Source organism: Dactylosporangium sp. NPDC000521 (genome assembly GCF_042898305.1).
Taxonomy (GTDB): domain Bacteria; phylum Actinomycetota; class Actinomycetes; order Mycobacteriales; family Micromonosporaceae; genus Dactylosporangium.
This window is the reverse complement of the sequence record NZ_JBIAYW010000006.1, coordinates 215239-239500: the sequence shown is the minus strand read 5'-3', so window position 1 is coordinate 239500 and position 24262 is coordinate 215239. Positions and strand designations below refer to the sequence as shown.

The 24262-nt window shown below is 74.2% G+C and carries 19 protein-coding genes; 17 read left to right on the top strand and 2 right to left on the bottom strand.

The genetic code is table 11. From position 1 onward, the window contains the following. Positions 1 to 60 precede the first annotated feature (60 nt). From ACFY3L_RS21590 to ACFY3L_RS21550, 9 genes are all read left to right on the top strand, one after another. Positions 61 to 1299 (top strand): YncE family protein, encoded by a 1239-nt coding sequence (locus ACFY3L_RS21590; protein WP_389326609.1) that lies wholly within the window; start codon positions 61 to 63, stop codon positions 1297 to 1299. Between the two features lie 42 nt (positions 1300 to 1341). Then, the gene (locus ACFY3L_RS21585; protein WP_389326606.1) at positions 1342 to 2238 is read left to right on the top strand and encodes a PfkB family carbohydrate kinase; all 897 of its coding nucleotides are present in this window, start codon (positions 1342 to 1344) and stop codon (positions 2236 to 2238) included. Between the two features lie 127 nt (positions 2239 to 2365). Continuing rightward, positions 2366 to 4633: an Hsp70 family protein gene (locus ACFY3L_RS21580; RefSeq protein WP_389326603.1), complete on the top strand. Its 2268-nt coding sequence runs from the start codon at positions 2366 to 2368 to the stop codon at positions 4631 to 4633. Between the two features lie 100 nt (positions 4634 to 4733). Further along, on the top strand, positions 4734 to 5342 hold the full coding sequence (locus tag ACFY3L_RS21575) for a polysaccharide deacetylase family protein (protein WP_389326600.1): 609 nt from the start codon (positions 4734 to 4736) through the stop codon (positions 5340 to 5342). Between the two features lie 14 nt (positions 5343 to 5356). Then, on the top strand, positions 5357 to 6589 hold the full coding sequence (locus tag ACFY3L_RS21570; RefSeq protein WP_389326597.1) for an endo-1,4-beta-xylanase: 1233 nt from the start codon (positions 5357 to 5359) through the stop codon (positions 6587 to 6589). Between the two features lie 157 nt (positions 6590 to 6746). Next, on the top strand, positions 6747 to 8006 hold the full coding sequence (locus tag ACFY3L_RS21565; protein ID WP_389326594.1) for a glycoside hydrolase family protein: 1260 nt from the start codon (positions 6747 to 6749) through the stop codon (positions 8004 to 8006). 546 nt (positions 8007 to 8552) lie between these two features. Next, positions 8553 to 8813, top strand: coding sequence for a MerR family transcriptional regulator (locus ACFY3L_RS21560; RefSeq protein WP_389327357.1), 261 nt, complete (start codon positions 8553 to 8555; stop codon positions 8811 to 8813). 10 nt (positions 8814 to 8823) lie between these two features. After that, a complete protein-coding gene (locus ACFY3L_RS21555) occupies positions 8824 to 10371 on the top strand; it encodes a glycosyltransferase (protein ID WP_389326591.1) in 1548 nt (515 codons plus the stop codon). A 198-nt stretch (positions 10372 to 10569) separates the two neighbouring features. After that, on the top strand, positions 10570 to 12291 hold the full coding sequence (locus ACFY3L_RS21550; protein ID WP_389327354.1) for an Hsp70 family protein: 1722 nt from the start codon (positions 10570 to 10572) through the stop codon (positions 12289 to 12291). A 45-nt stretch (positions 12292 to 12336) separates the two neighbouring features. On the opposite strand, the gene ACFY3L_RS21545 is transcribed toward ACFY3L_RS21550, so the two are convergent. After that, a complete protein-coding gene (locus tag ACFY3L_RS21545; protein ID WP_389326588.1) occupies positions 12337 to 14331 on the bottom strand; it encodes a GTPase-associated protein 1-related protein in 1995 nt (664 codons plus the stop codon). Positions 14332 to 14443: 112 nt separating this feature from the next. On the opposite strand from ACFY3L_RS21545, the gene ACFY3L_RS21540 reads away from it, so the two are divergent. Next, the gene (locus ACFY3L_RS21540) at positions 14444 to 14833 is read left to right on the top strand and encodes a hypothetical protein (RefSeq protein WP_389326585.1); all 390 of its coding nucleotides are present in this window, start codon (positions 14444 to 14446) and stop codon (positions 14831 to 14833) included. Between the two features lie 312 nt (positions 14834 to 15145). Here the strand turns inward: ACFY3L_RS21540 and ACFY3L_RS21535 are convergent, their stop codons facing one another. Beyond that, on the bottom strand, positions 15146 to 16147 hold the full coding sequence (locus ACFY3L_RS21535) for a hypothetical protein (protein WP_389326582.1): 1002 nt from the start codon (positions 16145 to 16147) through the stop codon (positions 15146 to 15148). Positions 16148 to 16701: 554 nt separating this feature from the next. Here ACFY3L_RS21535 and ACFY3L_RS21530 point away from each other — a divergent pair. The 7 genes from ACFY3L_RS21530 (at position 16702) to ACFY3L_RS21500 (ending at position 24226) form a co-directional block, all read left to right on the top strand. After that, on the top strand, positions 16702 to 16941 hold the full coding sequence (locus ACFY3L_RS21530; protein WP_389326579.1) for a hypothetical protein: 240 nt from the start codon (positions 16702 to 16704) through the stop codon (positions 16939 to 16941). Between the two features lie 371 nt (positions 16942 to 17312). Beyond that, positions 17313 to 17888 carry a TerD family protein gene (locus tag ACFY3L_RS21525; protein ID WP_389326576.1) on the top strand — a complete coding sequence of 192 codons (576 nt, stop codon included), beginning with the start codon at positions 17313 to 17315 and terminating at the stop codon, positions 17886 to 17888. A 239-nt stretch (positions 17889 to 18127) separates the two neighbouring features. Continuing rightward, the gene (locus tag ACFY3L_RS21520) at positions 18128 to 19342 is read left to right on the top strand and encodes an HpcH/HpaI aldolase/citrate lyase family protein (RefSeq protein WP_389326573.1); all 1215 of its coding nucleotides are present in this window, start codon (positions 18128 to 18130) and stop codon (positions 19340 to 19342) included. A gap of 85 nt (positions 19343 to 19427) precedes the next feature. Next, positions 19428 to 20768, top strand: a complete 1341-nt coding sequence (locus tag ACFY3L_RS21515) for a phosphoribosyltransferase family protein (protein ID WP_389326570.1) — start codon at positions 19428 to 19430, stop codon at positions 20766 to 20768. Then, positions 20765 to 21913, top strand: a complete 1149-nt coding sequence (locus ACFY3L_RS21510; RefSeq protein ID WP_389326567.1) for a cysteine protease StiP family protein — start codon at positions 20765 to 20767, stop codon at positions 21911 to 21913. The genes ACFY3L_RS21515 and ACFY3L_RS21510 overlap by 4 nt, the downstream gene beginning before the upstream one ends. Beyond that, positions 21910 to 22728: a hypothetical protein gene (locus ACFY3L_RS21505; RefSeq protein WP_389326563.1), complete on the top strand. Its 819-nt coding sequence runs from the start codon at positions 21910 to 21912 to the stop codon at positions 22726 to 22728. The genes ACFY3L_RS21510 and ACFY3L_RS21505 overlap by 4 nt, the downstream gene beginning before the upstream one ends. Before the next feature lie 28 nt (positions 22729 to 22756). Next, a complete protein-coding gene (locus ACFY3L_RS21500) occupies positions 22757 to 24226 on the top strand; it encodes a TerD family protein (RefSeq protein WP_389326560.1) in 1470 nt (489 codons plus the stop codon). Positions 24227 to 24262 lie beyond the last annotated feature (36 nt).

Sequence of the window (24262 nt, the reverse complement as noted above, 5' to 3'; positions counted from 1 at the left end):
TTGTACCGCGGCTTTTCTGTTACCGCAAGGTAACAACACCCCCGCCGTCAGGAGACCCTTGTGACACTCCAGCGAGCCCGCCGCGCGCTCGTCGCCGGTCTCGTCGCCGCCGCCGCCCTCGTGCCGATCACCGCCTCCGCACCCGCGTCCGCCGCCGCGCTGCAGCAGGTCATGTTCGTCGGCAACAACTGGGACGGCACGGTCGACGTCATCCGGCCCAGCGGCGCGTACACCCGCCTCGGCCGGATCAACGTCGTGCCGGACAAGTCCCAGCGCCTGTGGGAGATCTACCTCAACCCCGTGAAGCTCGCCTTCTACCTCGGCGTCCAGCAGGGCCCGGGCGAGGGCCACGACCAGCTCGTCGACGACATGTACACCACGCCCGACGGCTCCGCGCTCGTCGTGTCCCGGCCGAGCTTCGCCGACGTGGTCTCGATCGACCTGCGCACCGGCGCGCTGAAGTGGCGTTTCCCGGTGTCCGGGTTCCGCTCCGACCACATGGCCGTCTCGCCCGACGGCACGCGGGTCGCCGTGTCGGCCTCCACCTCCAACACCGTGCACGTGCTGGACATCGTGACCGGGCGGCAGGTCGGATCCTTCGGCACCGGCGACAAACCCCACGAGAACGTCTACACCGCCGGCGGCAGGTTCCTGTGGAACATGTCGATCGGTGAGGTCAACACCGCGCTGGACGACCCGTGGCTGGACTGGACGAAGGGCGACCGGCGTATCACCGTCGTGGACACCGCGACCTTCCAGACGGCGAAGGTGATCGACATGCGGCAGCGGCTCGACGCGTACGGCCGCGGCGACCTGTCCGACGCGGTGCGCCCGGCCGTGTTCACGCCGGACGAGTCGACCCTGTACTTCCAGGTGTCGTTCTTCAACGGGTTCGTCGAGTACGACGTCGCCGCCGACCGCATCACCCGGATCGCGACGCTGCCGAAGAACCCCGCCACCAGCGAGGACCGGACCACGTGGGTGAACGACTCCCGCCACCACGGCCTCTCGATGAGCCCCGACGGCACCAGGGTCTGCGTCGCCGGCACGATGGACGACTACGCCACCGTCGTGAACCGCTCGACGCTCACGCCGGGTCCGCTCGTGACGGCGAGCAAGCCGTACTGGGCGACCGTCAGCGCCGACGGCCGCGACTGCGTCATCTCCGAGTCCGGCGCCGACCAGGTGACCGCGATCAGCTTCGCCACGGGGCAGAAGGTCGCCTCGGTCGCCGTCGGTGACCACCCCCAGCGGGTCCGGCTGGGCCGCGTCGCCACCGACTGGACCGCCCCGCGCTGACGGTCTTCGTGCCCCCGGCCACGATCAACTAGGGTCGGGGGCATGACCGTTCTGGTGCTCGGCGGGGCCGGGGTCGACACGGTGGTGTCGGTGCCGGACCTGCCGCTGCCGTTCGCGGACAGCTACCTGGTGCCGGCGATCCGGACCCGCGCCGGGCAGACCGGCGACGGTGTCGCCCTCGGGCTGCACGCGCTCGGGCTGCCCACGACCCACCTCGACGTGCTCGGCGACGACCCCGAGGGCGAGCTGGTGCGGGACCTGCACGAGGTGCGCGGGGTGCCGTTCGTGGCGGTGCCGACGCCCGCCGGCACGAAGCGCGCCGTGAACCTCGTCGACCCGCTCGGGCGCCGCCTGTCGCTCTACGACGGCAGCCGCCAGGACGACGCCGCCCTCTTCCCCGAGGAGCTGCTGCTGTCGCTCGCCGGGGCCGCCCGGCACGTGCACGTGTCGATCACCCACCCGTGCCAGCACGCCGTCGAGGTGCTCGCGGGCCTGCCCGTGACCGTCTCCACCGACCTGCACGACTGGGACGGGGTCAACGCCTACCACGAGCAGTTCGCCCGCGGCGCGGACCTGGTCTTCATGTCCGCGGCGGCGCTGCCGGACGTGCCGGGCACGCTGCGGCGGGTGCTCGCCATGGGCCGGCCGCGGATCGCGGTCGCGACGGCCGGCGCCGGCGGGGCGTACGTCCTCGAACGCGACGCGTCCGACGTCGTGCACGTGCCCGTCGCCGAGCTGCCCGCGCCGGCCGTGGACTCCAACGGCGCCGGTGACGCGTTCGTCTCCGGGTTCCTGTACGGCTTCCTGACGGGCTCGCCGGCCGGCACCTGCGCCCGGTTCGGCGCGGTCGCCGGCGCGCACGCGTGCACCGTCCCCAGCACCCGCGTCGACCCGATCAGCCGCGCCGACCTGCTCCGGCGGGCCCCCGGTCACGCCTGACCGCTCCGGCGGGCCGCCGGTCACGGCTGACCGCTCCGGTGGGGTCCTACGACCGCCCGGCGGCTTGACACCCGGCGGGTGCGCGACTTCGATGGTCGGACGGCACAGGGGAGGAGCGGGGTCAGCGGTGGAGCTCGGCGTCGACCTCGGCACGTCCAGCACCGTGGCCTTCCTGCGCCGCGACGGCGGGCCGCCCGAGCCGGTCCTCTTCGACGGCGCGCCGCTGCTGCCGTCCGCGGTCCACGCCGGTGACTTCCTCGTCGGACGGGACGCCGTGTACGCCGCCCGCGCCCGGCCCGAACGCTTCGAAGGCAACCCGAAGCGCCGCATCGACGACGGGGTCGTGCTGCTCGGCACCGAGGTGACGGTCGAGGCGCTGCTCGGCGCGCTGCTGCACCGCGTCGTCACCGAGGCGCGGCGCATCGGCGGCACGGGCGTCACCGGCGCCACCATCTGCCACCCCGCCGCGTGGGGCCCCGCCCGCCGCGCCACGCTCCTGCGGGCCGCCGCCACCGCCGGCCTGGACCCCGCCGTCGTCAGGCTCGTCCCGGAGCCTGTCGCCGCGGCCGCGTTCCACCTGCGGCGACACGGACCCGCGCCCGCCGACCTGCTCGTGTACGACCTCGGCGCCGGCACGTTCGACGTCGCCGTGGTCCGCCACGGCCCGGCGGGCGGCGACGGCGGCACGGTCGGCGACACAGGCGGCGGCACGGGCCGGATGGAGGTGCTGTGCAGCGCGGGCCTCGACGAGACCGGCGGCCAGGACGTCGACGCCGCGATCGTCGACCTGCTGCGGCGCCGGTCCGGGGCGCCGGAGCTGTGGGCCCGCCTGGACAACCCCGCGACCGTCGCCGACCGTGCCGCCCGCCGGCAGCTGTGGGACGACGTCCGCAACGCCAAGGAGATGCTGTCCCGCACCAGCTCGGCGCTGCTCTACCTGCCGCTGCTGGACACCGACCAGATCCTCACCCGCGAGGAGCTGGACGGCCTCGCCGCGCCGCTGATCCAGCGGACGGTCGCCGCGGTCACCGCCACCCTCGCCGAGTGCCCGGTGCCGCTGCGCCCGCTCGGCGCGGTCATCCTCGTCGGCGGCGCGAGCCGGATGCCGCTCGTCGCCACGATGCTGCACCGGGCGCTGGGCATCGCGCCGACCATCATCGACCAGCCCGAGCTGGTGGTCGCCGCCGGCAGCATCGACCCGATGGTGACCGGCCTGCCGCCCGCGGGCCCGCCGGCCGGCCGGCGCCCGATCGGCTGGACGGGTCCGGTTCCGATCTCCGGCGGCGGCGACAGCTCGGGCGCGGTGCCGTGGTCCCCACCGTCCCCGCACTCCCCGCCGGCGCCGCCCGCGTGGCAGCAGCCGGCGCCGGCCTCGGGCCCGCCGCGGCAGCTGCCTCCGGTGCCGCCAGGGCAGGGGCAGCCCGCGACCTGGCAGCCGCCCGGATGGCAGCAGCCCTCGCACCCGCAGCCGCCCACGCCATCGCAGCCGCAGCCCGCGGGGTGGCCACAGCAGCAGCCCGTGCCCCCGCAGCAGCCCGTGCCCCCGCAGCAGCCCGTGCCCCCGCAGCAGGCCGTGCCCCCGCAGCAGCCCGGATGGCAGCCGCCCGTGCCGCAGCCCCCGCAGCAGCCCGCCGGGTGGCCGGTGCGGCAACCGTTCCCGCCACCGCGGCAGGCCGGTCCGCCCCAGCCGCCGTGGGTGCCACCGCCGCAGCAGTGGCCGGCGCCGCCCGTACAGACGCCGCAAACGCCGCAAGGTCCGCCTCCGGCGTGGCAGGGGCAGGGGTCCTGGCAGGTGCCGCGGCCCGAAGGTCCTGTGTGGACGGCGCCGCCGGGGTCCGACGGCACGGTGCTCGTCAACGTCGAGCTGATCGAGCTCGTCACCCCGCGCCTGCAGGGCGTCACGCTGCGCGGGCAGCTGCACGGCGGTGGCGCGTTCGAGCACGTGTTCGCCGCCGACCCCGACGGCCGGCTGCTGCTCTTCGACGACACGGCCGCGCTCGCCAGGCACGCCGCCGCCGACCCCTCCGACCGGCTCATCGCGACGCCGCCGTGGCAGGTGCGCGCCGACGGCGGCGACGAGCTGCACTTCGACCTCGAGCTGCTCGTCGAGCACCTCGGCGGCCCGCCGCAGCGCTGGCTGCCGGCCTTCGTCTGCCGCTGCCGCGACCTGTGCGCCCAGCTCGTCGTGTACCTGGACCTCGACGGCGCCGAGGACCTGCTCGGCGAGCACTCGACCATCGACCAGGTCGACGACGTCCTGCGCCGGCACCTCGCCGACGCCACCGCCGGCCGCGGCGCGCAGCGCCGCCTCGCCCGCGTCGACCAGGCGCAGCTGCTCGAGGACTGGACCGACCTCATCGCGCTGATCGAGGAGAGCACGGTCCGCAACCCTTAGCTGTCAAGGGCTTTCGAAAGCTTCCGAAATTCGTTCCCGGGCCGGGAATCGGCGGATATCAACGAAGCACCCCGCCGCCAACCCGCCACCCGGAGGGCACGTGACCCATGACAGACGCGCCGCCGACGGCTACGTCGCCCTGACGTACGACGACGGGCCGGACCCGGCGACGACGGGCGCGCTGCTGGCTGCCCTGCGGTCGGCCGGGGTGCGGGCCACGTGCTTCAACGTCGGCCGGCGCGTCCAGGCCGAACCGGCGCTCGCCCGGGCGCAGCAGGACGCCGGCATGTGGGTCGCCAACCACAGCTGGACGCACGCGCACCTGACCCGGCTCGACACCGCGCGGATGACCTCGGAGCTGGTGCGGACCCAGCGGGCCGTCCGCCGGGCGACCGGCACCACACCGAGGCTGTTCCGGCCACCGTACGGCGAGACGAACGCCGCCCTGCAGGCCGCCGGGGCGCGGCTCGGGCTGACCGAGGTCCTGTGGAGCGTCGACACGCAGGACTGGAACGGCGCGAGCACGGCCCAGATCGTGCGGGCCGCCTCGACGCTCCAGCCGGGCGGCGTGCTGCTCATGCACGACGGCTACCAGACCACGATCGACGCCGTGCCGCAGATCGTCGCGGGCCTCACCGCCCGCGGCCTGCGCGCCGGCATGATCTCCACCGCCACCGGCCGGGCGGTCGCGCCCGACGGTGCACCCTGAGAAACGGAGCACGAATGCGTTTGCGAAGACTGGTGCACGCGAGCGTCCTCGCCGTCGTGGCGGTGGGGTCGATGGGCACCGTCGCGGCGTCCGCGCACGACGCCAGGCCGCCGAAGCCGCAGGACCAGACGCTGCGCACGCTCGCCGCGCGGCACGGGCTGCAGTTCGGCACCGCCGTCGACCCCGCCGCGTACGCCGCCGACGCCACCTACAGGTCGATGGTCGACGCGCAGTTCTCGACCGTCACCGCCGAGAACGCGATGAAGTGGGAGAGCCTGGAGCCGACCCGCGGCACGTACAACTGGGGCCCGGCCGACGCGCTGGTCGACACCGCGCTGCGCAACCGGCAGCTGGTCCGCGGGCACGTGCTGAGCTGGCACAGCCAGCTGCCGGGCTGGGTCACCGCCGGCATCGACGATGGCTCGATCGACGGCCCGCAGCTGCGCGCCCTGCTGCAGCGGCATATCACCGACGTCGTGACGCACTTCCGCGGCCGGATCTGGCAGTGGGACGTCGCCAACGAGGCCGTCAGCGACCCGTGGGAGACGCCCAGCGCCATCCACCTGGGCGGCAACGCCGGGTCGTTCAAGCAGAAGTTCGCCGACCTGCTCGGCCCCGGCTACCTCGCCGAGGCGTTCCGGGCCGCGCGGGCCGCCGACCCGAAGGCGCTGCTGTTCTACAACGACTACAACATCGAGGCGTTCGGCGACGGCGGGCCCGGCGACAAGACCCAGTTCGTCTACGACCTGGTGCGGCGGCTGCGGGCGGACGGCGTCCCGATCGACGGCGTCGGCAGCCAGGGGCACCTGAGCACCCGGTACGGCAACTACGACGTCTTCCAGGTGGCCGACGCGCTGCGGCGCTTCACGGACCTGGGCCTCGCGGTCGCGCTGACCGAGGTCGACGCGCGCAGCCTCACCCGGAACGCCGACGACCCGGCCGCCGCCGCGAACAGCGCGGACGTCGCCGCCCGGGACCAGGCGGCCGCGTACAACTACCACGTGCTGCTGCAGGCGTGCCTGATGAACCGGCACTGCCTGTCGTTCACGGTATGGGGCTTCACCGACAGGTACTCGTGGATCCCGGGCTGGTTCAAGGACCCGCCGGAGGACCTCGGGTGCCTGTGGGACGCCTCGTACAACCCGAAGAAGTCGCTGCGGACGGTGCAGGGTGACCTGGTGGCGGCCGGGCCGCCGCTCGTCCAGCCGCGCATCCCGCAGGCGCCACGGCAGCTGCCGCGGCGGTAACCCCGGGACCACTGTCCGGCGTTGCGGCGGCGACGCCGGACAGTGCGGGAGTCGGTCCCCGACGGTCGGAGAGCGCTCTCTCAAGTTTGGCTTAGACTTTGATGAAGTCGGGTTATCCAGCTTGACGTGCTTTTTCGCATCGGCGAGCTTGAGTGGCATGAAGCTCCATCGGACCGTCCGCCGACGGACCCTCGCACTCATCGTCTCGACCGCCGCCGTCGCCGCGCTCGGCGTGGTCGGGCTCGGTTTCGGGCTCACGAACGCCGCTGCCGCCACCGCCGGGCCGATCACCGGGATCGGCGGCAAGTGCGTCGACGTCGCCGGCGCCAACTCCGCCAACGGGACCGCTGTCCAGCTGTACACCTGCAACGGCACCGGCGCGCAGCAGTGGACCGTCGAGTCCGACGGCAGCATCCGCGCGCTCGGCAAGTGCCTCGACGTGGCCGCGTCCGGCACCGCGGACGGCACCAAGGTCCAGCTGTGGGCGTGCAACGGCACCGGCGCGCAGCGCTGGACGGCGAGCAGTGGCCGCCTCGTCAACCCGAACTCCGGCAAGTGCCTGGACGCGTCCGGCAACAGCTCCGCCGACGGCACCCGCCTGCAGATCTGGACCTGCACCGGCGGCGCCAACCAGGCCTGGAAGCTGCCCGGCTCCTCTTCGCAGCCGCCTGCTTCGCAGTCGCCCGTGGCGGGGAAGAAGAAGGGCGTCAGCACCTGGGAGTTCCCCGGGCTGTCGCAGGCCGTCACCAACGTCGGCGCCGGCTGGTACTACAACTGGTCGCCGAGCAACGACAGCATGCCCGCCGCCGCGGAGTTCGTGCCGATGATCTGGGGCGCCGCCAACGTCACCGACGCGACCCTGGCGAAGGCGAAGAGCGAGGGCAAGGTGCTGCTCGGCTTCAACGAGCCCGACCTGGCCGGGCAGGCCAACATGACCGTCGAGCAGGCCCTGTCGCTGTGGCCACGGCTCGAGTCGACCGGCATGCGGCTGGGCAGCCCCGCCGTCGCGTACGGCGGCAACACCCCCGGCGGATGGCTGGACCGCTTCATGACCGGTGCGCGGCAGCAGAACCGGCGGGTCGACTTCATCACCCTGCACTGGTACGGCTCCGACTTCAGCGACGCCGCCGCCGGGCAGTTCGCCGGGTACCTGCAGGCCGTCTACGACCGGTACCACCTGCCGATCTGGGTCACGGAGTACGGCCTGATGAACTTCACCGGCACGCCGAAGTACCCGAACACCGCGCAGATCACCGCGTTCATCACCGCGACGACCACCCGCATGCAGGCGACCTCCTACATCGAGCGCTACGCCTGGTTCTCCCTGCCGGCGGTCGGCGACTCGCTGCCGTACGGCCTGTACAAGGACGGCACCACGCCGACCCCCGCAGGGCAGGCATACCGCGCGGCCGGCTGACGACCACCGCTGACACGCCCCCGGTAGCACTGCTCCGCGGCCGTGTCAGCGGTACGCCGTCCGAGAACCCCCTCGGGTGAAGCCGGAAAACCTGGTACGCCGACGCTAGATTTTCGGGGTGGGCGAGGGTAGCGTTACTGGGGTCAAGAGAGTCGGAAAACGACGCTGACGATGCCGCCCTCTCCGAGGGTGATGGGACAGAGCCGCGACTGGCTGCGACTCGTCCGGCACGGTTGGAAGGCACGACGAGAGAAAGGGGAGGGTTCACACCGTTGGATCGCCCGCTGTGGACCGTGGCACACGGTCCGGCGAGCACCGCAGTATCCATCGAACGAGAGGTGGTCTCCGGTCTGGCTGATGCGATCCCCGCACCGTCGACGCATGTCGCGGCAGGTGTGGACATGACAATCCGGCATTCGTGTCGGTAGATGGTGTTACGACCCAATACCCTGGGCCCCGGTGCGAATGCGCCGGGGCCCTCGACGCGGAGGTGACGTGCCCCCCTCAGACCACCCCTTGGACGACGACGACTTCCCCGCCTACACCATGGGCCGCGCAGCGGCGATCATCGGCGTCTCGCACGACTTCCTCCGCCGCCTCGGCGAGCTGAAGCTCATCAGCCCGCTGCGCTCCGACGGCGGGCACCGCAGGTACTCCCGGCACCAGCTGCGGCTCGCGGCCCGCGCCCGGGAGCTGTGCGACCGCGGCACCCCGCTCGAGGCGGCGTGCCGCATCATCGACCTCGAGGACCAGCTCGAAGCGGCTCGGCGCACCATCCGGGACCTCCGGTCAGAAGAGATCGATTAGAGTCCGCCTCATGCGTGTGCTGTTCGTGTCCGCGCCGCTGCTGGGCCACGTGCTGCCGCTCGTTCCCCTGGCGGAGGCCTTCCGGCGGGCCGGGCACGACGTGCTGATCGCCACCGCCGCCGACGCGCTCACCGCCGGACGGACCGCGAAGCTGCCCGTCGTCGACGTCGCGCCGGGCTTCTCCTTCGCCCGGATCGCCCGGCGGACGATGCTGCGCCACCCGTTCGTCGCGCGGGCCGAGCTGGCGGGCACCGGCGGGACCCGCGGCGTCGGGCTGCTGTTCGGCACCGTCAACGAGCAGCTCGTCGACGGTGTCGCGGCGGCCGCCGACCGGTTCCGCCCCGACCTGGTGGTGCACGAGCCGCTGGCGGTCGCCGGGGCGGTCGTGGCCGCGCGGCGCGGGGTGCCCGCCGTCCGGCACGAGAACAACCTCTTCGACGGCGCCGTCCTCACCGCCGTGACCGCCGGGCCGGCGCTGCGCCGGCACCGCGTCGCCGACCTGCCCGACCCGGCGGCCGTGGTGCAGATCGCGCCGGCCGAGCTCGTCGGGGAGCGGGCCGGCCTGCCGATGCGGCGCCTGCCGGTCGGCGCGTCCCCGAGCCGGGGTGGCGCTTTCGCGCACCCGCCCGGCGCGTCCGCTGACCCGGGCGGTTTCGCTCACCAGGTCGGCCCGTCCGCGGGCCCGGGCGGTTCCGCTCACCAGGTCGGCTCGTCCGCGAGCGCGGGCGGTTCCGCCGCTCGGCCCGGTGGCTCGTCCGCACCTGGGGGTGGCGCGTCTGCGAGCGTGGGTGGTTCCGCCGCTCGGCCCGGTGGCGCGTCTGCGAGCGTGGGTGGTTCCGCCGCTCGGCCCGGTGGCTCGTCCGCGAGCGTGGGTGGTTCCGCCGCTCAGCCGGGTGGCTCGTCCGTGAGCGTGGGTGGTTCCGCCGCTCAGCCGGGTGGCTCGTCCGCGGGTGTGGGCGGTGCGTCCGCGGACGTGGGCGGCGCTGTCGTGCCCCCGGGCGGGCCGTTCGCGCGTTCGGGCGGTGGAGCGGCCCTCGGCGGCGAGCCGGTCACGCCGCTGCCGCCCGCCGGGTCGCGTCCGCGGATCGCCGTCACCCGCAGCACCGTGGACGGGCCGGGCAGCGGCGGCATCATGCGTGCGATCACCGCCGTCGCGGCCGGGGTCGACGCCGACATCCTCCTCGTGCGGCCCGAGCGCGGGCTGCCGGACCCGCTGCCCAGCAACGTGTACACCACCGGCTGGGTGCAGCTCGACGCGCTCATGCCGACCATCGACGCCGTCGTGCACCACGGCGGCGCCGGCACCGTCCTCGGCGCGCTCGCCGCCGGCGTCCCGCAGCTCGTCGTCCCCGGCCCCGGCGACCGCCGGCACAACGCGGGCGTGGTGGAGCGCTCCGGCGCCGGCTGGGCGATGTCGGCGTCCGCGATCACCGCCGACCAGCTGCACCGCCTCCTGTCCGACTACGGGCTGCGGATGACCGCCGGCAGGTTCAAGGCGACCATCGCCGCCCGCCCACACCCCGACGAGGTCGCCGCCCAGCTGGCCGCCATCGTGTAGCGCCGCCCGCGCCGGGTGGGTGGGCGTGGCGGTGCTGGTCGCGGGCCGGCTCGTCGCCCCGGGCCGGCCGCCGTGGAGCGCCGCCCGCGCCGGGTGGGTGGGCGTGGCGGTGCTGGTCGCGGGTCGGCTCGTCGCCCCAGCCGGCCGCCGTGGAGCGCCGTCCGTGCCGGGGTGGGTGTGCACGGTGGCCGATTGCCGGTGCTGGTCGTGGGCCGGGTCGCCGCCCGACTGGCCGCCGTCGTGGAGCACCGGATCAATGCGCAGCAGCGGCGGTCGATGGCCGGCGGGCGTACGCTGCTGGTCGTGGACCGGCTCGCGATCGACCTCGGCACCTCCAGCACGGTCGCGGTGGTTGGCGGCGGCGACGGCCGGGTCCGGCCGGTCCTGTTCGACGGCCGGGAGCAGCTGCCGTCCGCGGTCCATGCCGGCGCCGGCGGTGACCTGGTCGCGGGCCTCGACGCGGAGCGCCTGGCCCGCGCCGATCCCGCCGCGTTCGAACCCAACCCGAAGCGCCGCGTCGACGACGGGACCGTCCTGCTCGGCCCGCACGCCGTCGCCGTCCCCGATGCCCTCGCCGCGGTCCTTCGCGTGGTCGCCGCCCACGCTTCGGGGGGTCATGTGGTGCTGACCGTGCCGGCCGGGTGGGGTGCGCCGCGGCGGCAGGTCCTCGCCGAGGCGGCTGCGCGCGCCGGGCTCGGCGCGGTGGAGTTCGTCAGCGAACCGCTCGCCGCCGCCGCGTACCTCACCGCGGCCGGCGTCCAGGTGCCGCCGGGCGCCGCGCTGCTCGTCGTCGACCTCGGTGCGGGCACCGCCGACCTCGCGGTGGTCCGCGACGGTCAGGTGGTGGCGCAGGGCGGCCTGGACGTCGGCGGCCTCGACGTCGACGCCGCCCTGGTCGGCGTCCTGGGCGCCGTGGTGTCCGCGGCCGCGCCCGCCGCTTGGCAGCGCCTGGAGTCGCCGGTGACCGCCGCCGACCGCCGTGACCGGCTGCTGCTGTGGCAGGAGGTGCGGGCGGCGAAGGAGAGCCTGTCCCGGCTCAGCGTCGCCCCCGTCCACGTCCCCGGCTACCCGTCGGACCAGCACCTGACCCGTGAGGAGCTGGAGTCGGTCGCCGCCCCGCTCCTCACCCCGATCGCCGAGCTGGCCGCCGACCTCGTCACCGCATCTGGTGCCGGGAGCGGGGAGCCGGCCGGGGTGCTGCTCGTCGGCGGGGGCAGCCGGTTGCCGCTGCTGGGGCGGTTGCTGCACGCGAGGCTCGGCGTCGCGCCCATCACGGTCGAACGGCCCGAGACCGTCGTCGCCGAAGGCGCCCTCCACGCGGTCGCCCCGCCGGCCGCGGTCGCCCCCGGTGCGCATCCGCCGCCGGTGGCGAAACCGGCATCCACGCCGCTGCGGCGGAGGTGGCGGAGCCCGGCGACGGTGCTGCTGATCCTGCTGTGCTTCGCGCTGCCGTTCGCGACCGTCTCCTGCGGACTCCCCGATGGTTACGGCCGCGCGGAGCCCGGCGGCACGACCCGGTACACCGGCTTCGACCTCGCGTCGGGCGGGACTCCCGACGTCACGTCCGGCCAGCTCCGCCCGCCGGACGAGCGGCTGCCCGACCGGCTCGCGCCGCAGCCGTCGTACATCGCCGGACTCCTGCTGCTCGGTGCTGTCCTCGCCGTCACGGTCGCGCTCGCGCAGGACCGGCGGCGCCGGGTGGCCGCCGCCGTCCTCGCCGCGCTCGCCGCCCTCGCCCTCGTCGCGGGTCAGCTGCTCGTCACCGCCCGGCTGGCCGCCGCCGTCGCCGAGCAGAGCCGCCTGCCGGAGGGCAGGACAGCCGGCGAGATGGTCGGCACCGGCCCTGGCTTCTGGCTCGCGGTCACGCTGCTGACCCTCCTCGCCGCCGGCAACCTGGCGGCACTCCGCACCCGCCGGTGACGCCCGCGACCGGCGGGATGCCGGGTGCTCGGCGCCGGGGCGGGTTCAGTGGTTGCCGAACGGGTGGATGAGGCGGCTGATGCGGCGCTGCGAGCGGACGTGGTCGAGGTAGGCCGCCCAGGACGCGGACCAGGCGGGGCCGAAGGCGGCGATGAGCTCGCCGACGCGGTGCAGCTGGCGGCTGGAGGCGCGGGTCGCCCAGCGCAGGACGGGGGCGGTCAGGACGGGGCGGAGGCCGCGGCTCTCGTTGTTGTGCATGAGGTGGTACGCGATGACGGCGTGCCGCTCGTCGCCCGCCTTGCGGAGCAGGTCGCTGAGCAGGGCGACGTAGTGCTCGACGATGCCGGGGTGGCGGCGCAGGACCGCGAGGAGCTCGCGGGGCGGGGCGCTGCGGGCGATGGCGGCGGCCACGCCGGGGGCGTGCAGCGTGACCAGGCGGGCCGGCAGCTCCTCCAGCTCGTGCAGCAGCGCCATGACCGACCCGTCACCGAGCGGGCCGTCGGAGGCCGTGGTCAGGCGGCGCACCACCGCGAGCAGGACACGGTCGTCGGCGAGCAGCTGGAAGAGCCGGCGGTGGCGGGGGACCAGGCCGGCGTCGACGAGCAGGTGGGCGACGTCCACGTCCTCGTGCGTCAGCGGCGCGTCGCCGACCAACCGGCCGATGAGCCCTTCCAGGGCCGTCGCCGGCAGCACCACACCCGCGGGCGCCAGCCGCTTGAGCAGCCGCAGCTCGTCGACCGACGGGTCGGTCATGCTCCACAGGGCGGCGGCCGTCCACAGGAACCGGTCCGGGTCGCGCGACGCCGCGGTCAGGTGGTGCTCGACGAGGGCGGCGCGGTCCTCGCCCTCCGCGCCGCCGTCCCTGACCGCGCCGGCGAGGACGGCCTCGGTGAGCGGCGGCTCCAGGGTGGCGATGCGCGGCAGGAGCCACCGCCACCAGCCGGCGGCGATGTCGTGGCGGCGCACCGGGACGGCCTTGACCCGCCGGGTCAGTTCGTCGACGAGCGCCGCCGCGAGCCGGTCGCCGCACGGCCACAGGTCCGGGTCGAAGCCGGCCTGCGGGTTTCCGGCCCAGAACTCGACGAGGTCCCGCCCGCGGTCGGCGAGGTCGGACGGCTGGACGTCGATGCCGTAGCGGCCCGCGACCCGGAGCAGCGCCTCCGACCCGAGCGGTGCGGGCCCGGCGTTGAGGGCGGCGAGGACGAGCCGGCGGGCCGTGGTGCTGTCCGCGGCCGTCCACTCGCCGTCGGGCAGTGCGGGCGGCACGCGGGTGACGACCTCGGCGCGCAGCGCGGCGGCGCCGGTCTCGCCGCGCAGCAGCGCCAGCCGGACCGCGGCGGCCCTGCCCGGCACGAACCCGTCGGCGGCGGCGTCGTCGAGCGACTCGAGGACTGGCAGCGGCCATGCCGTGACGGAGCTGGTGAACATGTCGGTGATGCCGCCGGTGTACGCGCGGCGCAGCGCCGGCGGGCCGTCGCGCAGCCAGCCGGCGATCATCGGGGCGTGCGTCAGGGCCGGCTCGCGGCGCAGCACGGCGGCGAGGCCGAGCGCGGCGGCGGCGTCCGGCTCGAGGCCGCAGGCGGCGGCAAGGTCGAGCGCCTCGACGACGGCCCGCGGGTCGTCCTGCAGGAACACGCCGACCCACCGCAGCGCGTGCGCCGTCGGCGTCGTGGCCGGGAACGCGTCGGCGGCGAGGTCGAAGACGGCGTACCCGCGGCCGGTGAGCCCGGCGGCCGTGGCGGGGTCGACGCCGACCACGGGGACGCCCGCGGTGGCGGGGTCGCCAGCGTTGACCGCGAAGCCGAGGGCGAGGGCCCGCGCCGGGGGCAGCAGCAGCGTGCCGGCGACGATCCACTCGACGATCCGGGTGACCTCCGTGCCGACGAGCACGACCACCGGCGCGTCCGGCTCGCCGGCCCGGTCCAGGGCCGACACCAGCGCCAGCAGCATCGCGGCGCCGCCCGGCTGCGCCGCGACGCGCTCCCGGGCCAGCGCCGGGGTCAGGGTCGTCGCCGGCCCGCCGCCCGGGATGCGCCACACCGGCGAACCGGCCGGGAAGGAATCGGCGTGCGGTCCGAACGGGCCCGGCGACACCGGCGCCGACGCCGGTGTGATCGGCGGCGGGGGCGCGGGGGAGACCGGGGGTGGAGGCGTGGCGGACGCCGGCGGCACGGACGGCGGCGCCCCGGGGGAGCGCGGCGACGGAACCGGCGGCGGCGTCGCGGGCGGGACGGGCAAGACCGGCGAAGGCACAACCGGCGGGTCGGGCGGAACCGGCGCGGCAGATGGGTCCGGCGACGCCGATGAAGCAGGCGAAGCAGGCGGCACGGATGAAGCAGGCGGCACGGGCGAAGCAGGCGATACGGGCGAAGCAGGCGGCGCGGACGAGGGCGAAGCAGGCGGCGCGGACGAAGCAGGCGATACGGGCGAAGCAGGCGAAGCGTTCGGAGCGGGCGGAGCAGGAGGAACTGGCGCTGCGGATGCGTCGGGCGGGGACCACAGCGGGGCGCCGAAGAGCTGTGCCGGGCGCAGCGAGCCGTAGTCGGCTGGGTCGTCGGTGACGATGCCGTGGCTGACCTGGCCGGCGTCGCCCAGGTGCCGGCGGAGCGTCGTGGCGAACGAGCCACCGGCCGCGACGTGGCTGAACGAGGGCTGCGGCGGGTCGCCGGCGCCGGGCTCGTCCCGCACCGCCGGCTCGTACAGCAGCACCGTGCGCACGGAGCGCGTCCCCCCGCGGAACGTGGCCGCGGACCGCTCCCGCCGCGTCTCGTCGTCCATGCCGTCGCTCCCATCCTCGCCGCCCACGGTTCGGCGCTCTCTGACGGACCGGTCCGTCAGAGGAGGGAGCGGGGGTCTACCGGTCCTCGACGACGGCGAGCACCGCGGCCACGATGTCCCGGATGCGGTCCTGGTCACGCAGGATGCGGCCGACGTGGTAGCCCGCGGTGTCGCTCAGGCGGGGCGAGCCGTCCAGGGCGGGCACGGCGCCATCGCCGAAGGCGACGGCGATGACCTCGGCGACGACGGTGGCCGGGTCCTCGCCGGCCCGCAGCCGGGTGCGCATCGCGGTCATCGCCAGGTGGGCGAGCTCCCGCATGTACAGGTCGTCGCGCTCGCCGGCGTCGACGAGGCTGAGGGCGGGGGCGTCCTGGTCGCCGGTGGGGTTCTCCGGCGCGAACCGGGGCACCGGCACGTGCTTGTGTCCGAGCGGGCCCTCGACGTAACGCTCGTACCACTCGCGCTTCGCCCGCATGACCCGCAGCACGGCCTCGATGTCGTGGCGCACGTCGGCGGCGGGGTCCCAGTCGCCGGTGAAACGGCTCCGCAGCACCGTCCAGCTGTCGACGGGCCACACCTGCGACCCCGCGGTGACGGGGTTGCCGACCCAGTTGAGCATCTGCACGGCGAGGTGGACCAGCCAGCGGTCGCCGCCGAGCCCGTCGACCAGCCATTTCGGGGCGCGGGGGCGCTGCAGGGCGCCGATCTCGCCGCGCCGCCGGCGGTGCCCGTTGACGGTGGCGGAGTTGATGAGGCCGCAGATCCACGCGTCGAGGTTGTCGATGGGGGCGGTCGCCCGCCGGACGACGTCGTGGACGACCGCCTCGACGTCGTCATGGAAGCGGTCCAGGCAGCCGTCGGCCAGATGCCGGACCGACACCGCGCACGCCGGGTGGCCGCGCCTGCGCTCCATGCCCTGGGTGAGCCCCGTGTAGACGACCGGGTAGACCACCGAGTAGGCGCCGCCGGTCAGCCGGAGGCGCTCCGGCTCGTCCGCTTCGGCGACGGTCGCCGCGAGCGTGCCAAGCCTGGCCAGGCCGCGGACCTCATCGGCCGCCGTCGCGCGGAGTCGAGGCATGACGATTCCCCTTCGACAATATCGAGGCTCACGTGTTGCGGCGGGCAGCGGGTACTGCCGTGCCGAATCGCCTTGGTGCACGCATATGCCAGTCTGGCATTGCATGTTTGCAAGGGAACGGCACGAACCGGCGAATCGGAGATCGATCAGACCGGTTCGGGTCGGCCTTTCGGTCGCCGGTTTCGTCGATCGGCACCGTGGCGTCAACGGATCGCCGTCCGCCGTTCATGAACGAACGCCTCCGCCCGGACAAGCGGGCCGCCACCGCGGCCGATCGTGGCGGACGGCGCCGGTCAATGCGTGCGGTTTCCCGCTGTGAGCGGTCGTGATAATCAGCGGTCAATGTTTCGGTTGCGTGCCGTCCGTCAATGAACATTCGGGCCGCGGTGGCGCGCCCGGGAACTGAGCGCGGAGGGCCGTCATGCGCAGTTGCACCTGGCCGGTATCGCCGGTCGTCGTCGAGAGGCCCGCCGGGCGGGTGGGCGCGCGGACGTCCCGGCGGCGGTCCCCGGCTACGGCTGACCCTTCGGGCGCCGGTCTGGGAGCATAGGGGCATGGCAACCCCGCCCACGGACCCGCCGGCTGACCGGATCACCGAGCTGCTGCACCGGGAGCTGCGCACCGCGCGGTCGGCGGCGATGGAGGAGGGGACCAGCCCCGACGAGATCACCGCGGACCTGACCGAGCGGGTCGCCCGGCTGCGCCGCCTCAACGAGGCCGGCTGGCGCCCGGGCCGCGGCGGCGACCCGGCGCAGGCCGCGCCGGACGCGCCCGATCCCGACGACACCCCCTGACCGGGGCGGCAGCCGTCCCCGGCCGATGTTCCCAGCGAATTCAGAGCAAACGTCCGCGGGCTTGCGCCAAGCGCCGCCGCCGACGTCCTCCCGATCGGTAAACTCGGCCGTGACCTGCGGCGATGTGGATCGTGTCGGCCCTGCGCGGGGCCGGGTCCGCGCAGGAGGTCGATCAGGGGTTTGGGGGCAGCCACTACACTCGCACATGAATTTCCGGTGCGACCGATAGCTCCTGTCGTCAAAGGCTCCGCTGATCTGCGACGCTTTTCGCGGCAGTCGGCACGTTCATGGCGGCTTTCGAAAGGTCCGGACGGTTCGGACCGCAATCGCAACAGCGGGGACACCCGCATACCGAGTAGTTGGAGGAGTTCGTGGGAGTCAGCCTCAGCAAGGGCGGCAACGTCAGCCTCACCAAGCAGGCGCCCGGTCTGACGGCGGTGTCCGTCGGTCTGGGCTGGGACGTCCGGACCACGACCGGCGCCGAGTTCGACCTGGACGCGAGCGCGATCATCTGCGGCGAGTCGGGCAAGTCGCTCTCGGACAAGCACTTCGTGTTCTTCAACAACCTCGCGTCGCCGGACGGCACGGTCCAGCACCAGGGTGACAACCTCACCGGTGAGGGCGAGGGCGACGACGAGCAGATCAACGTCAACCTGGCCGGCATGGCCGCCGAGGTGAGCAAGATCGCCTTCCTCGTCTCGATCTACGACGCGGAGACCCGGTCCCAGTCCTTCGGGCAGGTGTCCAACGCCTACATCCGGGTCGTCGACCAGAACACCGGCGCCGAGCTCACCCGCTACGACCTGTCGGAGGACGCGTCGACCGAGACCGCCATGGTGTTCGGCGAGCTCTACCGCAACAGCGGCGAGTGGAAGTTCCGCGCCGTCGGTCAGGGCTACGCGTCCGGTCTCGCCGGCATCGCCCGGGACTTCGGCATCAACGTCTGACCCTGACGGGTCTCAGCAGCACCACCGCCGCGGGTCGCCCATCCACACGGACGGACGGCCCGCGGTTGCATACCCACCGGTCCGTTACGGGCAGCGATCGCAGGATCACGCAGTCTGATTTCCGCCACGGGGGTTTTCAGTCCATGCCGCTCGATTTCACAAACCTGGCTTAAGGTCCAGGTCGCGCGGCTGCACCGCAGCACGCAGTCCCGCCCGGGTCAGAGAAGAAAGGACACCGAGTGCGCTACTTCTCCCACCTGGACGAGATGTCGGCCGGCACGCTGTTCCATCGGCTGCCTGCTGCGTTCTCCCAGGGAAGCCCCCCCGAATTGCTCGCCATGGCGCTCGGTGCCACCCTGTACTCCCCGGCGGTGCGTCCGCGCCTGGCCGAGGACATCCTGCGCTGCCACGCCGAAGGCGTGATGAGCATGGTCGGCTGCCTCGAGGACTCGATCCGCGACAGCGAGGTCGACGAGGCCGAGCTGAACATCGCGCACCAGCTGCGCCGGCTCGCGCGGATGGAGGCGAGCGCGCCCCTGCTCTTCGTCCGGGTCCGCCACTCCGACCAAATCTATCGGCTCGCCGACCGGCTCGGTGATGATCTGCGGATTCTCAGCGGGTTCGTGCTGCCGAAGTTCCGCCCCGACGAGTCCGGCCAGGCGGGGCTGAAGGCGGTCCGGGAGATCGCCGACGGCAGCGGCCTGCCCCTGTACGCGATGCCGGTCCTCGAGACCCCGGAGATCGCCTACGCGGAGACCCGGATGCCGACCCTGCTCGCCGTCCGTGACATGCTCGACGACAACCGCGACCGGGTCCTGGCCGTCAGGGTCGGTGCGACCGATCTGAGCAGCATCTACGCCCTGCGCCGGACGGCGGAGCTGACCGCGTGGGACGTCAACGTCGTGGCCGGCATCCTGACCGACATCGTCAACGTGCTGGCCCGCCGGGGCGGCGGGGGCGGCCCGGCGTCGCCCACCGCGGGAACAGGGTACGAGGTGACGGGTCCGGTGTGGGAGTACTTCTCCGGCGGCGAGCGGGTGCTCAAGCCGCAGCTGCGGGTGACGCCGTTCGAGAACCACGACCCGATGCTCCGCACGAAGCTGGTCCGCCAGTCCCTGGACGGCCTGATCCGCGAGATCGTGCTCGACAAGGCCAACGGCATGGTCGGCAAGACCGTCATCCACCCCAGCCACGCGGCGGCCGTGCACGCGCTGAGCGTCGTCAGCCACGAGGAGTATTGCGACGCGAAGGCCATCTGCGAGGACTACGCCGGTGACGGCGGCGGCGGGGTGCTGCGCAGCGTCTACATGAACAAGATGAACGAGGTCCGGCCGCACCTGTCGTGGGCGGAGCGGACCCTGGTGCGCGCCGACATCTTCGGCGTGGCCGCCGAAGGGCTCGACTTCGTGGACTTCCTCGAGGCCTCGGTCAACAGCAGGGAGCCGGTAGCGTGAGCGGTCCGGAGCGCAGCGGAGAGACTGCGAACCATCGTCACAGGGTTGGCTCGCGCCGGCGCCGGAGCGCAGCGGAGGCGGCGGCGTGAGTGAAATCTGGTCGGGCACCTGGGTCACCGAACGGCTGGACGTCCGGCTCGTCGACGCGGACGCCGGCGGCCCGCGGGTCGCCGACCTGGCGGGGCTCGCGGTGCGGCGAAACCCGCGGCGCGCCCACCTGGTGGTGTCGCAGGTCCTCGGCAAGCACGTGCCCGCCGACCCGCACACGATCTACGCCGCCGGGCGCCTGCTCGGCCTGCGGGCCGCCGAGGTCCTGGGCGCCGTCACCGACCCGGCCGCCGGGTGGGACACGCGCGACTTCGAGGAGGTCAAGGTCCCCGACGGGCCGCCGCTGGTGGTCGGGTACGCCGAGACGGCCACCTCCCTCGGGCACATCGTCGCCGACACGTTCGCCGACGCCGAGTACCTGCACTCCACCCGCCGGCCCGTGCCCGGCGTGGCCCTGCTGGGCAGGTTCGACGAGGCGCACAGCCACGCCACCGAGCACCTGCTGCTGCCCGCCGACCCCGCCTGGCTCGACCGCGACGGCCCGCTCGTCCTCGTCGACGACGAGCTGACCACAGGCCGCACCGCCCAGGCGACGATCCGGGAGCTGCACACCGTGCGCCCCCGCGAGCGGTACGTCGTCGCCGCGCTGCTCGACCTGCGGACCGCCGCGGACCGGGCCGGCTTCGCCGCGCTCGGCGAGGAGCTCGGCACCCGCATCGACGTGGTGTCCCTCGCCGCCGGTGAGGCCGCCCTGCCAGGTGACGCCCTCGAACGCGGGCGTGACCTGGTGGCGGCGCTGGACGTACCGCAGCCGCCGCAGCGACCCGGGGACGCCCCGGTGACCAGGATCGACGCCGAGTGGCCCGCCGGCCTGCCCGAGGGGGGCCGGCACGGGTTCGCCGCCGTGCACCGCCCCACGCTGCTGGAGACCGCCGACCGGCTGGCGGCGCAGGTGGCCGCGGAGCTGCCCGCCGGCAGCACCGACGCGCCGGTGCTGGTCCTGGGCAGCGAGGAGCTGATGTACGCGCCGCTGCTGCTGGCCCGTGCGCTCGCCCGGCACCGGCCGGTCCGCTTCTCCTCCACGACCCGCTCACCGGTCCTGCCGGTCGACGACCCCGGGTACGCGATCCGCACCAGGCTCACGTTCGCCGCGCACGACGCGATCGACATCGACAAGCCCCGCTTCGCCTACAACGTGCGCGGCTTCGACCGGATCGTGCTCGTCGTCGACCGGACCGGCGACACTCCCGCACTGTGGGAGGACAGGGGGCTGGTGGCGGCGCTGCGCGGAGTCTGCCAAGGTGTCACGGTCGTGGTCATCCCGGACCTGCGGCCGGCTGTCCCCCGAGCAACGGATCCGCAGGAAGGTACCCGGTGAACGTCCAACCCCCACCGCCGCTGCACGGCCCGGACTTCTCGTCCTACGCCGCGTCCGAGGTGAGCTGGCTGCTGACCGACCTTTCGCACGTGACGCTGGAGGCGCCCGCGGAGGAGCGCGAGGCGATGATGCAGGCGAAGGCCGGCCACTACGCCGAGTCGCTGCCGATCGAGTACCAGCCGACGGCGGAGTACCTCGAGCTGTTCCACGAGGCCCTGGCCGCGTCGGCGGCGCGGGTCGCGCACGCGGTCGGCGTCGTCACCGAGCTGGTCATCAAGGCACGCTCTTCGGACGCGGTGCTCGTGTCCCTCGCCCGTGCCGGCACGCCGGTCGGCATCCTCATGCGCCGCTGGGCGCAGTTCGCGCACGGCGTGGAGCTGCCGCACTACGCGGTGTCGATCGTGCGCGGCCGCGGCATCGACGGTGAGGCGATGCGGCACCTCGCCCGCCACCACGACCCCGCCCAGGTCATGTTCGTCGACGGGTGGACCGGCAAGGGCGCGATCTGCCGCGAGCTGCGCGAGGCCGTCGCGGGGCTGCCCTTCGACCCGACGCTCGCGGTGCTGGCCGACCCCGGCGGCTGCACGGAGATCTACGGCACCCGCGACGACTTCCTCATCCCGTCCGCCTGCCTCAACTCGACCGTGTCGGGTCTCGTGTCGCGGACGGTGCTCAACGACCGGTACATCGGGCCCGGCCAGTTCCACGGCGCGAAGTTCTACCGGGAGCTCGCCCCCGGCGACGTGTCCAACCTGTTCCTCGACACGGTCGAGGCGCACTTCCCGGCGGTCGCCGCCAGGGTCGCCGCCGACTGGCCCGTGCTCGCCGCCACCGACCGCACCCCCGACTGGAGCGGCTGGAACATCGCGGTGCGGCTCGCCGCCGAGTACGGCCTCGACGACGTCAACCTGCTCAAGCCCGGCGTCGGCGAGACCACCCGGGTGCTGCTGCGCCGCTCCCCGTGGCGGATCCTGATCCGCCCCGACGCGCACGCCGAGCTCGGCCACATCCTGCTCCTCGCCAAGGACACCGGCGTCCCGGTCGACGAGGTCGCCGACCTGCCCTACGCGTGCGTCGGCCTGATCCGCCCCAAGGGCCACGTCGGCCTCAACCGCCCCCAGGGGCTCCAAGGGACCGCACAATGACGACCGTGGTCGCCACGGACCTCGACGGGACCGTGATCTTCTCCGAGAAGGCGATGTCGCACGGGCCCGTCCGCCCCGCCGACGAGGAGCTCGTGCCGGTCGACGTCGACGGCGACCGGATCTACGCGTACATGACCACCAGGGTCGTGCGGCAGTGGACCGGGCTCGCCGACGCCGGCGTGGTCGTGCCCGCCACGACCCGCTCGGTCGAGCAGTACCAGCGGCTGCGCCTGCCCGGCCGGCGCCCCGCGGCGGCGGTCGTGTGCAACGGCGCCCGCCTGCTGGTCGGCGGCGAGTCCGACCCGGACTGGGAGCGGCAGGTGCGCGGGCGCCTCAGCGCGGGCGGCGCGTCGTTCGACGACGTGTGGCGGGAGGCGCTGCGCTGGCGCGACCAGCGCGGCTTCGACGCGGTCCGCGCGGTCGAGGACTTCTTCATCTACCTCACCGTCAAGGTCCGGGAGCCGTGGCTGACGGACTTCGCCGAGGAGGCCGCCGGCTGGGGGCGGATCAACGGCTGGAGGGTCTCGCTGCAGGGCCGGAAGCTGTATCTTCTGCCCACCGGGCTGGACAAGGCCGCGGCGGTGGCACACGCCGCCGAGCGGCTGGGCGCGGACCGGGTCGTCGCCGGCGGGGACTCCCTGCTGGACGCCGACATGCTCCGGGCGGCGGACGCGGCGATCCGGCCGGCGCACGGGGAACTGCACCTCACGGGCTTCACCTCGCCGCACTGCCTGACCACGGCCTCCGCGGGGGCGGCGGCCGGCGACGAGATTCTGGACTGGTACGTGGCGCAGACCGTTGACGGTCGGCCTTGAGAGACATCTGACAAGAGGAGAACAGAGCATGGCCACCGTGCTGGTGAAGGGCCAGAACACCGGGTTGACCGCCAACGACGTGCGCGTCGTGGTGGAGGTCGGCGTCGCCACCGACCTGTCCGCGCTGCTGGTGACGGCGGCCGGCAAGGTGCGCACCGACGCCGACTTCGTCTTCTACAACCAGCCGCAGGGCCCCGGCGTCTCCGTCCGTGACGCCGGCGGCGGCAAGTGGGAGGCCTCGGTCACCACCGGCGCGATCCCGGCAGACGTCGACAAGGTCCGCGTCGTGGTCAGCGTCGACGGCACCGGCCAGCGGTTCGGCCAGTTCGCGCCGCCGGTCGCGCGGGTGTTCGACCAGGCCGGCACCGAGCTCGTCCAGTACGTGATCACCGGCCTGGACACCGAGAGCATGGTCATCGCGCTGGAGATCTACCGCCGCGGCGCCGAGTGGAAGGTCCGGGCCGTCGGCCAGGGCTACGCCGGCGGCCTCGCCGACCTGGTCCGCGACCACGGCGTGTCGGTCGACGACGCGCCGGCGCCGGCCGCGACCCCGCAGTCCGCGCCGCCGGCCCCGCAGTCCGCGCCGCCGGTGGCCCAGCCGCCCGTCGCGCCGCCGCCGCCCGCCGCGCCGGTGTACACGATGCCGGCGCAGACGGCGCCCGCGCACGTCGCGCCGCCGCAGGAGACCCCGGCGTACGGTCAGCAGACCCCGCAGCACAACCCGCCGCCGTACGGCCAGCAGCCGCCCGCCGCCCCGGCCTATGGTCAGCAGCCGCCCGCCGCCCCGGCGTACGGGCAGCAGACCCCGGCCTACGGCCAGCCGCCGGTCGCGCCGGCCTACGGGCAGCCGACCCAGCAGATGCCGCCGGTCGCGCCGCCGCCGCCCGCCGCGCCGCCGCAGGACGCCCCGGTCGGCGGACCCGGCGGCCCCGTCAACCTCAGCAAGGGCCAGCGGGTGTCGCTGCGCAAGCAGGACGGCTCGTCGCTCAGCCTGGTCCGGATGGGTCTCGGCTGGGACCCGCTGAAGAAGCGCGGCCTGTTCGGCAACCGCGAGGTCGAGATCGACCTGGACGCCTCGGCGATCCTGTTCGCCGACAAGCAGCCGGTCGACATCGCGTTCTTCAACCAGCTGCGCAGCAAGGACGGCTCCGTCCAGCACACCGGTGACAACCGCACCGGCGCCGGCGACGGCGACGACGAGTCGATCATCGTGGACCTCAACCGCGTCCCCGCCCACGTCACCGCGATCGTCTTCGTGGTCACGTCGTACGAGGGCCACACCTTCGCGCAGGTCGAGCAGGCGTTCTGTCGGCTGGTGGACGAGACGACCCGCGCGGAACTCACCCGCTATACGCTCTCCGGCGGCACACCGGCGACCGGCATGGTCATGGCCAAGCTGCACCGCGACGGCAACGCCTGGAAGATGACGGCGATCGGCGAGCCCCAGAACGCCAAGCAGCCGCTGGAGATGATCCCGCAGCTGGGTCGCTTCCTGTAGAGCCAGCAGCCAGGAGTCAGGATCCGTCGGCATCAG